Raw genomic sequence first — 14941 nt, 5'->3', positions numbered from 1 at the left:
CATTTTGTGATTTTTTTCACTATAAAAATCCGGAGGTTTGATGCGGAAAGATGCAGGGATTCCTGGAGGGAGACTGAATCACCTTGGGGCGCGCCTGAGAAACTTCCAAAATACGGCAAAGGCGGCCAACTCCAAGACGACGACGAACAAAAGCACAAAGCGTATGTTTAGTCCATACAGCGCGCCTACGGTAAAGCTGCCCAGAAACCATGCGCCGCCGTAAATGGTATTAAAAAATCCGTAGCCGAACCCCCTCTTCTGAATATGCGTCAGATCGGCGATCGCCGCCCGCATGATGGTCTCGTGCATGCCCATCACAATACCCCAGAGGACGGCAACAACAACGGTAGAAGCGGCAGATGACGGCAAAAAGACAAAGAACGGCACAAGCAGGGTTACGATAGGAACCAATCCGAGGGTCTTGAAGCCCCAGCGGTCGTAGGCTTTGCCGACGGCAAGGGCCGCCACTCCGTCCACGGCCATCGTCAATGCATAGACGAGCGGGATCCAGGCGTCCAAGAGCAAGGCATGGACTTTCCAGTGATAAGAAATGATCTGGAAATTCACGAGACCCGCTACGCACAAACAGCTGAAAGCCGCATAATGCCAATAAGCAGGCGCAAGCTTTGCTTCCTGCGCCGGCTGTGGCTGCGGGTCCCGGGGCGTCTCGAAATCCTCGGGCGCCCGCCCATAGGACTTGGCAAATATCAGAGACAAAATGGTCAAAAGGGTAGGAATAAAAAGGATGCCGAATCCAAGGCGGAAATTATTCTTCCAGAAGAGAACGGCAGCAAAGATCAACGGCCCTGCGACCGCGCCGATCTGGTCCATGGCCTCATGGACCGCAAACCCCCACCCCCTGCCTACCTGCTTTGTCGCATAAGACAGGAGCGCATCTCTCGCCGGAGAACGGACGGCTTTCCCCGCGCGCTCCAGGATAATGAATAACGCCGCTATCTGCCAGCTGCCGGTAAAAGCCAAGCACGGGATCGCCAAAATAAGGCCATACCCCAGAAAAGTAAGCGGCCAATAGGCGCGCGTTTTGTCTGCGGCTACACCCGAAACAAGCCGCAGTCCGTATCCCAAAAACTCTCCGAGTCCCGAGACAAAACCGACTGTGACTGCGGAAGCGCCCAGAAAAGCCAGATACGGCCCCGTCATGGCACGGGCCCCCTCATAGGAGATGTCGCCGAAGAGGCTTACCAACCCCATCATCAGGATAAAACGCATTGCGGCTTTTCTGTCCATGGCTTGACCCCGCCCAAAAGACGGTTCACATCCTACTTCTCATAACCATATTTCGTATAGTCGATGCCGACCGACAAGAGATCGTTCTTCATGAGTCCCTGAAAACCGAAAGGCGTTTCGGCAAAGAAAGCATCCACCATATCTTTCTCGGTGATCTCGGAGCGGTTGTCCTGCAGGACAAGACCCTCTGCCTTCTGGACGATCGTCTTTTCGGCGACAGGACGCATGAAAACCGGCATCTTGCCGATCAAGACCTTGAATTTTTCCTGTGTGGCATTATCCCAACCGATAGCCAAAGAAACCTCCTATTTTTTCCAATTATAGGACAATCATCGGCATTATTCAAGTTGACCCCGTTAGAGAAATTGCATTCTCTAACGGGGTCAAGGTTTCGATAAAAAGCCAGGCGCTATCCCATCAGGGACAACGCCTGGCTCTGAGCACTTATGGGCAGCCTGTCAGCCGATGGCTACGGGACCCCGTTCCTCCGTGCGGATGCGCACACATTCTTCCATGTCCAAGACGAAGATCTTGCCGTCGCCTGTCTGGCCCGTCTTGGCGCCTTTGATAATGGCCTGGATGGTCGGTTCCACGAAGTTCTCGTTGACGGCAATCTCCAGGCGCACCTTGCGCAGGAGGTTCCCCATCTCTTTGGCTCCGCGGTAAACCTCCGTCACGCCCTTCTGGCGGCCGTGACCCAGGACCTCGGAGACCGTGATGAGGTTCACTTCGGCCTTATACAACTCATCCCGCACGGCCTCAAACCGGGCCGGCTGAATGATGGCAATGATTAACCTCATGATACAACCTCTCTTTCCTTTAAACCATCTATGCCTTGATTATTCTATCATCGTATAAGCCCGTTCATGGTGCTGCGACAGATCCAGGCCTATCTCTTCTTCCCTCTCCTCGATCCGTATCCCCAGCAGGGCGTCAACGATCTTATAGAGGATGAAAGTAACCATAACGGCATAGGCGAGAGTCGCGCCCACCGCCAGCAACTGTTTGAGGAACAACCCTGATCCGCCGAAAAATAAACCGTCCGCGCCCGCGGCATTAACGGCCTTGGACGCAAACAATCCCGTCGCCAGGGCGCCCCAGATACCGCCGACGCAGTGGACGCCGAAAGCGTCGAGGGCGTCGTCATATCCCATCTTCGGCTTGATGATGGCTGCGGCCAGATAGCAGAAAACACTGACCATAAGCCCGATGATGACGGCCGGGACAACGCCGACAAAACCGGCCGCAGGCGTGATGGCCACCAGGCCCGCCACGGCGCCCGACGCCACGCCGAACATGGTCGGCTTGCCGACACGGAACCATTCGATCAGGGCCCAGCTCAAACCGGCAGCTGCCGCCGCAGTATTGGTCACGACAAAAGCATTGGCCGCCAGTCCGTTGGCTCCCAACGCGCTGCCTGCGTTAAACCCAAACCAGCCGAACCATAAAAGGGCCGTTCCTAAAACCACAAACGGGAGGTTGTGCGGAGAAGGAACGTTCTTATCCAAACATCTCCTGCGGCCGATGACGAGAGCCGTCACCAGCGCCGCGATGCCGGCGTTGATGTGGACGACCGTCCCGCCGGCAAAATCCAGCGCCCCAAGATTGCGAATCCAGCCGCCGACACCCCAGACCCAGTGGCAAACCGGGTCATACACGAGCGTCGCCCACAAGAGCGTAAATACGACGAAGGCTGAAAACTTCATGCGTTCGGCAAATGCGCCGATGATCAACGCCGGAGTGATGATGGCAAACATCGCCTGAAAAATCATAAACGCCATATGCGGGATAGTGGCTGCATACTCCACAAACGGTTCCTGGCCGACGCCGTTCAAGCCCAGCCACTGCAGACCGCCGATAAACCAGTTGCCTGGAGCAAACGCAAGGCTGTAACCGAACAAAACCCACTGGAGACTCATGACGCACAAGATAATAAAACACTGCATCAGGATACTCAAAATATTCTTCCTGCGGACCATGCCTCCGTAAAAAAAAGCAAGACCCGGCGTCATCAGCATCACAAGCGCCGACGACATCAAGACCCACGCTGTATCACCTGCATTCATATGGACCTTTCCATCCCGCCTTTGACGGGATTAGACTTCCCGCTATCTTGAAGTACCATGCGTAATCAATTGAACAAATACAAAATAAAATAATACCTCCTTCCTGTTTTTGGGACGCCTTTAAGCGCCTCCGGCTATCGCCCTAAACCATCAAAGGCTCAACTTCTCCTGCACCAGTCTGGCATAAATTTTATTGATCCGGCCCGTCCTGAACCAACGCTCGATAGTTGCCACCTGGACATCCAGAATGCGCGACAGATCGTAAAGCGTATACTCCTTTTGGGCTTTTAACAGCCTCATCTTGCGTATCAGCTCCGGATTTTGCATGGCCGCAGGCGTCAATGGTCTTTCGTCGGATTTCAGACGGCGCCATCCCCCATTTCTTTGGTACGGATCCTCATCACGTCGGCCACGGCGGAAACGAAGATCTTGCCGTCGCCTATCTCACCCGTCTTGGCCGCCCTGGCGATGATGTCCACGAATCTGGCCGCATCCGCATCGCGCACGACCGTCTCGACCTTGATCTTCGGCAACAAATCCACCTTAAATTCCCTGCCACGGAATTGCTCCGTGAGACCTTTCTGGCGGCCATGCCCTTCGATACGCGTCACCATCAATCCTGGCGCGCCTGCGCTTTTCAAAGCCTCCATGACATCGTCCAGTTTCTCTGCGCGGATCACTGCTTCTATTTTTTTCATAACGGCACCTCTTTGAAGGATGGCCGGCGGCACGCCGTTCTTGGCGCGCCGCCGCCTTTCATGATTATTGATTGAGGGTGACGAAGTTCGGATACGCAGGCGTTCCGTGTTCCGGAATATCCAATCCTTTAAGCTCTTCCTCCGGAGCCACGCGGATCCCGAACAGCTTATCCATGATCTTGAACGTCAAAAGTCCGAGGCCAAACGCCCAGGTCACGCAAACCGCCGCACCGATCGCCTGCGCAATCAGCTGGCCGAAGCCGCCGCCGTAAAATAATCCCCGCACGAGAGGCGCGCTGGTCGTTGCCAAGCCATAGGTCCCGTCGGCAAATAGGCCGACGCTAAGCAAGCCCCAGACGCCGTTCACGGCATGAACGCTGACTGCGCCCACAGGATCATCAACGCCTTTCGCCTCCCAGAAATAAACGCTGGCGACCACAAGAAAGCCTGCCACAATGCCAATCACAACAGCAGCCCACGCCTCGACCCATGCACAAGGCGCCGTGATGGCGACCAAGCCCGCCAGACAGCCGTTAAGCATCATGCCCACGTCCCATTTCTTCGTCCGCGCAAAAACCACCAGGATGGCCGTTGCCGCACCGGCTGCTGCAGCCAGGTTGGTATTAACGGCCACGACGGCGATGCGCAGCTGGTGAGCGGAGAATGTCGAACCCGGATTAAACCCAAACCATCCAAACCACAAAATAAAAGTCCCTAGGGCGGCCAGGGTGATACTATGGCCCGGGATTGCCCTTGGTTTACCATCCTTGGCGAACTTGCCGAATCTGGGCCCAAGAAGAATAGCGCCGGCTAAACCCACAAAACCGCCGATAGTGTGAACGACTCCCGAACCGGCAAAATCAACATGGCCGGCGCCGAAGGGAAGCTTTGCCAACCATCCCCCGCCCCAAACCCAATGGCCATAAAGAGGATAAATCAGCGCGCTGACAACGAGGCTGTATAAAAAATACGCGCTGAATTTCAGGCGTTCGGCTACGGCTCCCGAGACGATCGTAGCGGCCGTCCCTGCAAAGACAAGCTGCCAAAAAAACAGGAGATATCTTCCGACGTCGTAACTATCGCCGTGCAAGAACCACCCAGTCGTCCCAAAAAGTCCTTTATAATCCTGCCCCATCATCAAGGCAAAACCAAAAGCCATAAAACAGAGGGACGCGACGACAAAATCAATGGTATTCTTGGCCATCAGGTTCGTCGCATTCTTGGCCCGGCAAAACCCCGTCTCTACCATCGCAAAACCGGCTTGCATAAAAAACACAAGAAAACCACACAACAGCACCCAGACATAATCGACCGGAGCCGTCGGCGTCGCGGCAAGCGTCGCAGCCCCGTTCGGATCCGCCGCCCAGACGACAGGCGCAAATCCCAGCAGGATCGCCGCCAACCCGATACCGCCTTGGACTCTTCCCCGTAATGTTTTCATAAGAACCACCTTTCCCCCTGCATCGTATCCTCGAAAGTCTCTCATCAAGAAATAATCCTGTTAGAACGTATACGCCAAACTGAACCCGCCCCAGAAACGTGATTTCTGGCTGCCATCATCAGAGGCCGAGAGGTCGGCAAAAGGGATCGTATAGTTTGCCTTCGGTTTGAATGACAGTGATTTCGTCAAAGGGACCGTGAGCCCTGCGCTCATGGTCGCCTGGCCGCCGTCTCCATTAATAAAGAGATGGTGGTTATACCCTGTGGTTACGCCCAAGTCGAGAGAAATCCCCGGATCCTTCATGACAACCGTACTATATGCCAACGCCAACTCAAGATAGTTCCCTTCTCCGCCGCCGTTTTCCGTTGAGCCGTAATCCCTGTAAAACTTGAGGCTTGTAGAAATCGGTATCTGCGTAAACGGGATCACCGGTGTTCCTACGCCGGCATAGAATTCCCTGCTGTATCCGTTCGTCCCAGGAAAGTCATAATAGGTGTGCCCTACGGACACGCTAAACTTGTCGAAACTCTTTGTGTAATCCACAATGAAATCCATCTCATCGGAATTCAGCCCGTCTTCGTTATCCGCATCCCAGTTCGACCAAAAACTGAAGGTCAAGCCCTTATAACCCACATTAAAGGAAGGCTGGACAACAGGATCGCGGTCGAGCGTAAAACCCCTCCAGATATATTTCGAGTAAAAATCAATAGCGCCCGAGGCCGTGATCCCGAGTTTGGAAAATAACCCCTCTCCTCCCTCTGCAAAAACACTCCCCACGCAACCCAAGGCGAACAAAGAACATAGGACAAACTCAAATGATTTACGCATGCGCCGACTCATGTAAGTATCCTTTTTTGGCATATGGTTTGCATTTTCAATTCTTGGTCAAGAGCACGGCCATGTGCCCAAATGATCTACCCGGCCGCCACCACTGCTTCGGCGGCCGCCCCTGCCTACCGGCAGGCAGGCGCCGAAGCTTCAGTGGAGGACGCCACAAATCGCTGGCGGGTTGTTTTTTCCGGACGAGTCCGGAAAAAACAAAACGTCCAAAAAGACTTCTTTAGTCTCTTTGGACGTCTCTATCCTGTGCGGCTTCAATAGCCGCTTCAATTTTACACTTTATTCCGCGCTGATTTGCGCGGCACCTTGCCCTTATTGAATGATTGGGCAAGTGCGCCACCCTTGGCGCGGTATGCCGCTTTCTGCGGCCACCTGGCTCAAACGGAAAAGCCAGTGCGCCCCTTTCTGGGGCGAAAAAAAGAGGCATTCTCCGACGGAGAATGCCTCTTTGCAACTTGACACACACACTGTGCCTTACGAGATAACTATAGCATACAAAAAAGGAATGTCAAGAGGTCAAACAAAAAATAACCTGAAAATTTTCACTCAAGTTTCTTTTCCAGCTTTGCGATCTCGGCATCGATCGAGCGGCATCGCGATTCAATCTCTTTGAGACGCTGGCCATAGTCTCTGGCCTTGGCCTGGTTGGCATATGTCCTCGAATCGGCCAGGGCGCGTGCTTTGGCATAGCTCTCCAACTCAAGCCCTTCTCTTTCTTTTTTGAGTTTCTGTATCTCGCTGCCTATGGCCGTGTTATGCGCTTTGCGCCTGCGCTCTTCTTCTTTCTTCTGCTTCTCCTCCTGCCGGACCCTGTCGCGCTCCATCTGCAGGCGCGTTTTCTCCCCTCCGGGCCTGGGTTTCTTCGGTTTAAACTCCGTCACACCCTGCTCGCGTTTTTCCAGGTAATAGTCAAAATTACCGAAGAACTTGCGCACACCGCCGTCTTTCACCTCATAAACGACATTGGCCACCGATCTGACAAAATGGATATCGTGGCTGATAAATACCAGCGTTCCCTCATAATGCTCAAGCGCCCGAATGAGCGCATCCACGGCATCCACATCCAGATGCGTCGTCGGCTCATCCAGAAAGAGGCAGTTCGGCGGATGGATAAGGAATTTCGCCAGGTTCAAACGGCTCTTTTCTCCTCCCGACAAAACACTCACCTTTTTATCGACGTCCTCGCCTGAAAAAAGGAATGCCCCAAGGATCGTGCGAAGCGCCTCCTGAGACATGGTGCCGGGCGCAGCGTTATACGCCTCTTCCAACACGGTATTCTCGGGATTAAGAGTATCCAGCCGCGTCTGGGAAAAATAGCCGATATCGACGTTATGGCCGACCTGACGGTTTCCGGAATCGAAAGCAATGACGCCGGCCAGGATCTTCAACAGCGTTGACTTTCCGGCGCCGTTCTCCCCGGCCAAAACGGCCTTCTCCCCGCGCTCGATCTCAAAATCGAGGTCCTGATATACACGGATATCCCCATAAGATTTGGCGATCTTCTCGAGCTTGAGCACGCGGTGGCCGCTCGGCCGGGTGCGTGGAAAATGAAACATGCGGATACTCTCGCGCACATCCGGCGGCAGAACGATCTCCTCCATCCTCTCGATGGCCTTGCGTTTATTGCGCACAGCCGCGGCTTTGTTGGGCTGTGCATGGAAACGCGTAATGAACCGGTCCAACTGCCTGCGCTTCTTCTCCTGCTGCTCAAAACGCCTCGCCATGGTCAGGCGCTGCTCTTCGCGCAATTGTTCGTAGTGCTCATAACTGCCGGTGACTTTTGTGATTTGGCCATGCTCAAGCACAAGCGTATAATTCGTCACTTCCTTCAGAAACGACTTATCGTGGGAGATCATCAAAAACGTCCCGCTATAGCCGGCCAGATAACTCTTCAGCCACAAGGCCGCGTTCAAATCCAGATAGTTGGTCGGTTCATCCAAAAGCAGGATATCGTAAGGCAGGACAAGAAGCTTGGCCAAAAGCACGCGCATCTGCCAGCCGCCGCTCATCTGCGTGATGGGCCGGTTGAAATCCCTTTCTTTAAAACCCAAGCCCATGAGCACTTTTTCAGCCTTGTGCTCCAATTCAAAATATCCGAGGACATCGAGCTCGTGGAGGATCTCGCCGTAGCGATAGGACGCGGCCTGATCGGCGCGCTCCAGATCCTCTTTCTCCTTCAGCAACTTCAGGATCCCCTCGTCGCCGCGCGTCAACTCATCCAGGACCGTATGCTCTGAAGGAAAACTCGACTCCTGCGGCAAATAACCCATACGGACGCCCTTCTGAGTCTGGATCGTCCCTGCCGAGGGCTCCGCATCCGCCAGGAGCAGATGAAAAAAAGTACTCTTGCCGGCGCCGTTGGGACCGACCATACCGATCTTCTCGCCGCGGTTGATATTAAGCGAGATGTCTTCGAAAAGGGTCTTCTTACCGTAAGTTTTGGAAAGATTGTTGATAAAAATCATACAAGCAGCCTATGTGTTCCTATAGCCGGACAATGCCTTGATCCGTTTAAGCATATTGGGATGAGTGCTCATAAACTCCATGAGCTTGTCGCCTGTCGTCAGGCGGACTGTTTTTCTGCGTATAGCGTCCAACTCGTCCGCATCGATCGTGCCCGAATGGTCCATATCGATCTGACGGAGCTCGCTGATTTCCCTGGAGGCGCAGGAAGGATCATTCAGGAAAAAAGCTTTCAAGCCCTCGACATCCCTCAGAGCCTCCTTATCCATGCGGGCGGAACCATACACCAGTTTATAGAGGGCGCTGGCAAGCCTTTCAGGAGGATTCCCGAGAGATACAGATCCTTTGTCTGCAAAATACTCCCGGATACGCGACGCGTAAAGAACCAAGAGGTTCGTCACAAAATAAAACAAGAGGGCCGCCAGGCCGATGAGGGCCGTATTGGCGCCTGAATTATCCCGCCGGCGGCCGCCGCCCCAGAAAAGAAAATACCATGCAATACGATATAGGACCATGGGAATCACGGACAAAACTGTAATGGTCAGGACATCGCGGTTCCTGACATGGCTCAACTCATGGCCGAGAACGGCGCGCAACTCCTCTTTATTCAGCAATTTCAAAATGCCGTCCGTGACACAGACGCGGCTGTCGGACATCCACCGGCCAAAAGCAAAGGCATTCGGCAGCCCCACGTGCGCGATGCCGATCTTGGGCTTAGGGATGCCTGCCCGGCGCGTCAGCTCTTCGACCATCTCATGCAGTTCCGGATAACGGGCGCGGTCCACATACTCGATATGCATGGACCACTCGACCAGCTTCGGCCCCACCATATACTGGATCGCCATCAGCACGAAGGCGACGCCGAGATAGAAATAAAAATTATCCATCCCCATGCTCGTGCCGATGACGGTCACGATCATATAGACGACGCCGAAAAGAACGGCGAGCAAAAGATACATTCTCAATCTAAGCGATATCATCAAAACCTCCTTAATTCCGCCTCTGGCGGAATTACCCCTGCCTGCGCAGGTCCATTTCACGAACGCCTCTGGTGCTTGTGAGTGAAATGGACAAGCGTTTAGGCAAGGGGTCTTTCTTTTTAAAATCTTCCGCCCCTGGCGATAGGCCGACCGGTCGACAGGGCGGCCGGAAGACAAACACAGGGCTTTTATTATATCACCCTTCGCCCCATTGACAATCCCCCGCGACTTGGTTAATATAGGCAGCAGAAGAAGAAAGAGAGGAAATGATGTTGCCTGCAGGCCCCCTGATGATAGAACATAGGCTGATCGAAAAAATGATCGGCATCATGAAATCAGGCCTTGGAGAGATCGAGGCGAAAAAGACATTTAATCCGTCTTTTATCGAAAAGGCCGTTGATTTTTTCAGGACTTACGCGGACAGGACCCATCATGGCAAAGAAGAAAACATCCTTTTCAAGGCCCTGGCCGAAAAAAAGCTGAACGCAGAGCACAAGACGATCTTAGACGAGCTCATCCGGGAGCATATCTTCGCGCGCCAAAAAGTCAAAGACCTCCAGGAAGCGGCCCAAAGATTTTCAAAACAACCGGGCGCTCTCAAAGACGTCACCGATAATATCCGGACGCTGACGGCGTTTTATCCGCCCCACATTCAAAAAGAAGACAAGCGGTTCTTTCTTCCCGTCATGAATTACTTCTCCGATGCGGAAAAAAACAAGATGCTTGAAGACTTCAAGGAATTCGACCGCAACATGATCCACGAAAAATACGCGCAGGTCGTCGAAAACTTCCCGGAAGCCGCCTCATGACCCAGCCTACCCGCGCCGCCCTCGTATCGGCCTTGAACCCCTTGGCATGGATCCGCAAATCCTATGACTGGACCGTGCACTGGGCCCGCACCCCCAGGGCGCCAGCCGCTCTTTTCGGCATCGCTTTTATGGAAAGCTCCTTTTTTCCCGTTCCGCCGGACGTCCTGTTGATCGCCATGGTCGTGGCCAACCGCAAAAAGTGGCTGCGGGACGCCTTGATATGCACCATAGGGTCCGTGTGCGGCGCGCTGCTTGGATATTTTATCGGTTGGGGGCTTTACGAAACCGTGGGCAAATGGATCGTGGCCACCTACCACCTGGAGGCCGCCGTTGATTTCATCGGCGTCCAGTTCAGCAAGAATGCCTTCCTGGCCATCTTTGCCGCCGCATTCACGCCTATTCCCTACAAAGCCTTCACGATCTCCGCAGGCCTCTTTTGCATCCCTCTGTTGACGCTTATCTGCGCCTCCATCGTCGGCCGGGCCGGCAGGTTCTTTTTGGTCGCCGCCGCCTTGCGCATCTTCGGCAAAAAAATAGCCGACTCCATCGAAAGATATTTCAATATCTTCTCTATTATCTTCATCCTCCTCGTCATTGCCGGCATCATGGTCATCAAATACGGATACCATTGATCCTTATCCAACGACAAAAGACCGCCGATAGCACGGCGGTCTTTTGTGTCCAGCCCAAAAATAACCCTACCTAAACGACATTCAAATCCCTGGAATCCTCCCACAAACCGTGGATATTGCAGTAAGACGCAGCCAGGATCTTACCGGGCTTGTCCGTCTTGAACACGACGACCCCTTCCGGATGCGAATAGACGGTGCTCTTGTCCGGCCCTTCGATCGAAGCGCCGTGGGCAGTAAACTCCAAACGCCCCACCTGGTAAGGGAATTTTTCTCCCGACGGATGAAAATACACATCGATCCAACAAATATGATGCTCTGTCTTGTTGGGGTGCGGGATTTCTTTACCGACGCTCACCGTTACGCGAACGTTCTCGCCCTTTTTCGCTTGAGCAGGGGCTTCGATCACGGGAACATGCTTTTCTTTCTTCCAGTCTGCGCTTTGAAACAGGTCTTTGATAGCCATAAAGGTCCTTTCTGGTATCCGTAAAATAGACGGCGGGGAATTTGGGATAAGGAGCAAAATCTACTTCCCGATATCCTCATTCCAGAGATCCGGGTGCTTGCGGATAAAATCCTCCATCAGCTCCCGGCACTCTTTCAGGTCAAGGTCCGTCACGCTGACGCCGTGCTTCTGCATAAAGTCCCTCGCCCCGGCAAAGGTGCGGGATTCGCCGACGACGACCTTCTTGATGCCGAACTGCACGACAGCCCCGGCGCACAAGTAACATGGCATCAAGGTCGAATATAGGACGGTGCCTTCATAGGACCCGACCCTGCCGGCCCGTTGGAGACAATCGATCTCGGCATGAAAAATCGGGCTGCCCTGCTGGACCCTACGGTTATGTCCCCGGCCGATCACCTCGCCCGCCTTCACAAGGACAGAACCTATCGGGATGCCGCCTTCCTTGAGACCTTGCATCGCCTCATCGAAAGCAACCTGCATGAATCCATCCATAAACGGCTATGCGCTGGGCTTGTTGTTGTCTTCAACGAACTTTTTGATATCTTCAATGTGCTCAAGGATCAACTTAGCCTTGCTCAACCCGAAAGAAAACGGATATCTTTCATCTTCGCTCCTTTTCAGGATAAGAACAGGCTTACCTCGGAATTCTCCTCTTTCAACCACACGAACCTCCTTTGTTTTCGTCACGCAAACTTCACTCTCCTGCCTTCGCATCCCCCGTGGGGCAAGCGCTCCCGGCATTCTTTTCAACCTTAAAAGAAGAATACGCCTGTTCGCTCTTTCTGTCCATATAAACTTGCCTGAGACCCCATGTATAGACCTCGCCGTCCTGAAAGATGCCGGCATCGACCGTAAACGAATACTGATCTTTAGGTATCTGCTTGGCGATCAGCTGATTGGCCTCTGTCGTCTGGCGCCCTTTATAAAGCCTGAAATCGTAATACTGTCTTTCCCACATCCGGCCGATGAACGGACTCCACTTGAATTCCAGGGTCTTTTTGTCGGCCAAATTGACCACTTCCCCTGTCGGCGACAGCAATTCCGGTTCCGGCGCCAAGTCCGGCCAATCTGAAGCCGCAACAAAACTGCCAGCAAGGCACACAAACCCCACAACGACCGCCAACCACGTCAATACCTTCGTCCTCATCATGAGCCCTCCTTCCTCCGCCTCCGGCGGAATAAAATACCCGCCCTTCAAAAACTATACCTTACCCGGATGTAAACATTCTTGTCCCTGCGCATCTGGGCAAATGCCGTATGGGTGTCGCCGCCCCAGGGGATATTGACCCCCCAAATCATCTTCCATTGATCTGTCAGATCGTAAGACACGGAACCACGGAAATAACCATCCAGATCCGATGGAGAAAAAAATGTAAAGAGAGACACAGCCACCGTCTGATTTTTAAAAAGCTTGGTGATCCTGTTGGTCAACAGGTGATAATACTGGTCCCAGAAATAATCCAACGGCAGGAGGGCCGCCGCATACTTCGAGTAATCCAGTTTCTCTTCATAATAATACTGGAAACCAATCTTCAAGTCGTGCCCCAGGTCTTTCTCGTATCCTGCCATGGCCTTGAACATGGAATTCTCGATCAGACGGTTGTCGCCGTGATCGTCTTGGGGAGAATGCACATATCCTGCTTCGATATTGCCAATCCCACCGGCAAAAGGCCCCCGCAGGCTGGCGCCAAAAACATCCTGGCGCTCATAAAAAAGCTCTCTGTCGGCCTCATTCAAATAGCTGCGCGGCGACGGATCAAATCCCCGGAAGACATACAAGGCGCCTTCGGCCGATCCGAAATTCCTGAAAACCCTCATCGCATACTCAAAATTCTTGGCCTGCCACCCCGGCTCCACCAGGTAACGGTCGGAGTTGGTGCCGGAGATCCCTCTCTGGAAAGAATCGAAAAACGAAAGGCGTTGGCCGTCGGGAAGGGTATTCGGTTCAAAGCGCGGAATAACGATAAAATCGGTGTTCGCCATGTCCGAATAAAAAGAAAAACGCGCCGCATCCGACGGCTTCTTCAAATACTCGTCATCGCGGCCGATATAAAAAGACTCGTAGTCCTTGGGGAACACATCGTTGATGAAAAGGTAATCCCCCGTCCCCCATGTCAACACCTGCCGCCCGACCCTGACATCCAGGAAATGCGTCGGGCTCATGACCATATTGCATTCGCGCAGATCGAAATCCGTCTTGCCGCCGAAATATTCATCCACCAGGAAGTCGCCCTTAAAAACAAACTGACTCTTCCACCGGCCCAGAAGATCTTCCCCCGTAAAAAAATGATCGGTTTTAAGTTGCAGCCGCTGTTCAAGCATGTTGTAGTTGTCATGCTTGGTCTGGTCCTCCACCCACCGCCCGCCGAAGGCGTATTCAAAAAAACCGTGCCAACGCAAAGGCTCGGCATAAAGATGGGGCGCCAGGACGCCGAAAGAAACCAGGACGGCGCATGCGATAATGGAATAGCCGCGGCGCATCATTCCTGGATCCATTGGAGAGGAGGCTTGCGCAGGTAGCGCTCCGTGAAGATATCTTCTCCCATCTTGATGTCGTATTCAATCTGGCTGAACAAGGCAACGGTCGAACTGCCTGCATTGAGATCTTCGGCTTTCATTTTTGTGATGGTCAAATAACCTCCAACGTCCTTGGTCTCCAAAGCCTCCAGGCGACGGTATAATTTACCTTCCTTGTCATAATATTCGGCCTTAACCGGGACAAAATTGTCCTTATTGATCCATGTCACATAATAAGAGAATTCGACGGCATTGCCGTCTTTGGGCGTGTTTTTGATCTGATATGTCTTGTCATCGCCGCCCATGAGCTCATGCGTGTCCAAAGAGAGGCTCCTGCCTGAAATGTCTTCATACAGGAAGTTGGTGCCAGCAAAACTGGAGCGTTTGTCCGAAGCCGCGATCCTGCGCACAAGATCCAAGGCCGGCAGATACAGCCATCTGTCATCATCTCTGTCCAAATGCTTCCAGACGATATATGCCATTCCCTTAACATCTGTGGGCCTGTGAAAATAGACGTAATATTTCTGTTCGGCGTCGTCTCCGACGTTCATCCGCAGGATAGTCATCACACGCTGGCGGGTGCGCCCCTGGGCGTCCGTCACGGTCATCTCGACCCTGGCGCGGCCATCCTGACCCTCATAGTAAGCGATGTGATTGGCCTTTTTGACGATCTCGTCTGCCGACGGATCACCAGCCTCGGCGCCAACGGCCGTCCCCAGCAGAAGCCCTAAACCAAACACGGCAAAAAACATCCTTTTCATAGTCGTCCTCCGTAAAAACACAA

At 53.3% G+C, this 14941-nt stretch carries 18 protein-coding genes; 2 read left to right on the top strand and 16 right to left on the bottom strand.

Translation table 11 applies throughout. The features are described 5' to 3' along the window. Positions 1-78 precede the first annotated feature (78 nt). From BU251_RS01950 to BU251_RS01910, 10 genes are all read right to left on the bottom strand, one after another. A complete protein-coding gene (locus tag BU251_RS01950) occupies positions 79-1248 on the bottom strand; it encodes an MFS transporter (protein ID WP_128699222.1) in 1170 nt (389 codons plus the stop codon). Positions 1249-1280: 32 nt separating this feature from the next. Then, entirely contained in the window at positions 1281-1544 is a 264-nt protein-coding gene (locus tag BU251_RS01945) for a DUF2621 family protein (RefSeq protein WP_128699221.1), read from the bottom strand. A 162-nt stretch (positions 1545-1706) separates the two neighbouring features. Continuing rightward, complete coding sequence (locus BU251_RS01940; protein WP_128699220.1) at positions 1707-2048, bottom strand: P-II family nitrogen regulator; 342 nt, start codon at positions 2046-2048, stop codon at positions 1707-1709. 39 nt (positions 2049-2087) lie between these two features. Beyond that, positions 2088-3314: an ammonium transporter gene (locus BU251_RS01935; protein WP_128699219.1), complete on the bottom strand. Its 1227-nt coding sequence runs from the start codon at positions 3312-3314 to the stop codon at positions 2088-2090. Between the two features lie 150 nt (positions 3315-3464). Continuing rightward, positions 3465-3614 carry a hypothetical protein gene (locus BU251_RS09390; RefSeq protein ID WP_164908815.1) on the bottom strand — a complete coding sequence of 50 codons (150 nt, stop codon included), beginning with the start codon at positions 3612-3614 and terminating at the stop codon, positions 3465-3467. Positions 3615-3673: 59 nt separating this feature from the next. Continuing rightward, positions 3674-4012, bottom strand: a complete 339-nt coding sequence (locus BU251_RS01930; RefSeq protein WP_128699218.1) for a P-II family nitrogen regulator — start codon at positions 4010-4012, stop codon at positions 3674-3676. Between the two features lie 64 nt (positions 4013-4076). Next, complete coding sequence (locus BU251_RS01925; RefSeq protein ID WP_128699217.1) at positions 4077-5453, bottom strand: ammonium transporter; 1377 nt, start codon at positions 5451-5453, stop codon at positions 4077-4079. A 60-nt stretch (positions 5454-5513) separates the two neighbouring features. Further along, a complete protein-coding gene (locus BU251_RS01920; RefSeq protein WP_128699216.1) occupies positions 5514-6281 on the bottom strand; it encodes a TorF family putative porin in 768 nt (255 codons plus the stop codon). A 554-nt stretch (positions 6282-6835) separates the two neighbouring features. Beyond that, on the bottom strand, positions 6836-8758 hold the full coding sequence (locus tag BU251_RS01915) for an ABC-F family ATP-binding cassette domain-containing protein (RefSeq protein WP_128699215.1): 1923 nt from the start codon (positions 8756-8758) through the stop codon (positions 6836-6838). A gap of 9 nt (positions 8759-8767) precedes the next feature. Then, on the bottom strand, positions 8768-9736 hold the full coding sequence (locus BU251_RS01910) for a M48 family metalloprotease (RefSeq protein ID WP_128699214.1): 969 nt from the start codon (positions 9734-9736) through the stop codon (positions 8768-8770). Positions 9737-10002: 266 nt separating this feature from the next. On the opposite strand from BU251_RS01910, the gene BU251_RS01905 reads away from it, so the two are divergent. Continuing rightward, positions 10003-10545, top strand: coding sequence for a hemerythrin domain-containing protein (locus tag BU251_RS01905; RefSeq protein WP_228767831.1), 543 nt, complete (start codon positions 10003-10005; stop codon positions 10543-10545). Beyond that, positions 10542-11177, top strand: a complete 636-nt coding sequence (locus tag BU251_RS01900) for a YqaA family protein (RefSeq protein WP_128699213.1) — start codon at positions 10542-10544, stop codon at positions 11175-11177. The genes BU251_RS01905 and BU251_RS01900 overlap by 4 nt, the downstream gene beginning before the upstream one ends. A 70-nt stretch (positions 11178-11247) precedes the next feature. Here BU251_RS01900 and BU251_RS01895 read toward each other — a convergent pair whose 3' ends face one another. The 6 genes from BU251_RS01895 to BU251_RS01875 are packed head-to-tail and all read right to left on the bottom strand — an operon-like array spanning position 11248 to position 14918. After that, entirely contained in the window at positions 11248-11640 is a 393-nt protein-coding gene (locus tag BU251_RS01895; protein WP_128699212.1) for a class II SORL domain-containing protein, read from the bottom strand. A gap of 60 nt (positions 11641-11700) precedes the next feature. Next, entirely contained in the window at positions 11701-12132 is a 432-nt protein-coding gene (locus BU251_RS01890) for a nucleoside deaminase (protein ID WP_128699211.1), read from the bottom strand. A gap of 6 nt (positions 12133-12138) precedes the next feature. Then, positions 12139-12303 carry a hypothetical protein gene (locus BU251_RS09385; RefSeq protein WP_164908814.1) on the bottom strand — a complete coding sequence of 55 codons (165 nt, stop codon included), beginning with the start codon at positions 12301-12303 and terminating at the stop codon, positions 12139-12141. Between the two features lie 31 nt (positions 12304-12334). Further along, on the bottom strand, positions 12335-12790 hold the full coding sequence (locus BU251_RS01885) for a hypothetical protein (RefSeq protein WP_128699210.1): 456 nt from the start codon (positions 12788-12790) through the stop codon (positions 12335-12337). 44 nt (positions 12791-12834) lie between these two features. Then, positions 12835-14124 carry a hypothetical protein gene (locus tag BU251_RS01880; RefSeq protein ID WP_128699209.1) on the bottom strand — a complete coding sequence of 430 codons (1290 nt, stop codon included), beginning with the start codon at positions 14122-14124 and terminating at the stop codon, positions 12835-12837. Next, positions 14121-14918, bottom strand: coding sequence for an outer membrane lipoprotein-sorting protein (locus BU251_RS01875; protein ID WP_228767830.1), 798 nt, complete (start codon positions 14916-14918; stop codon positions 14121-14123). The genes BU251_RS01880 and BU251_RS01875 overlap by 4 nt, the downstream gene beginning before the upstream one ends. Positions 14919-14941 lie beyond the last annotated feature (23 nt).

The sequence above is a fragment of the Candidatus Velamenicoccus archaeovorus genome, from assembly GCF_004102945.1.
GTDB lineage: Bacteria > Omnitrophota > Gorgyraeia > Velamenicoccales > Velamenicoccaceae > Velamenicoccus > Velamenicoccus archaeovorus.
Note: the sequence above shows the minus strand (reverse complement) of the source record. Positions and strands in the feature narration are given on the sequence as shown.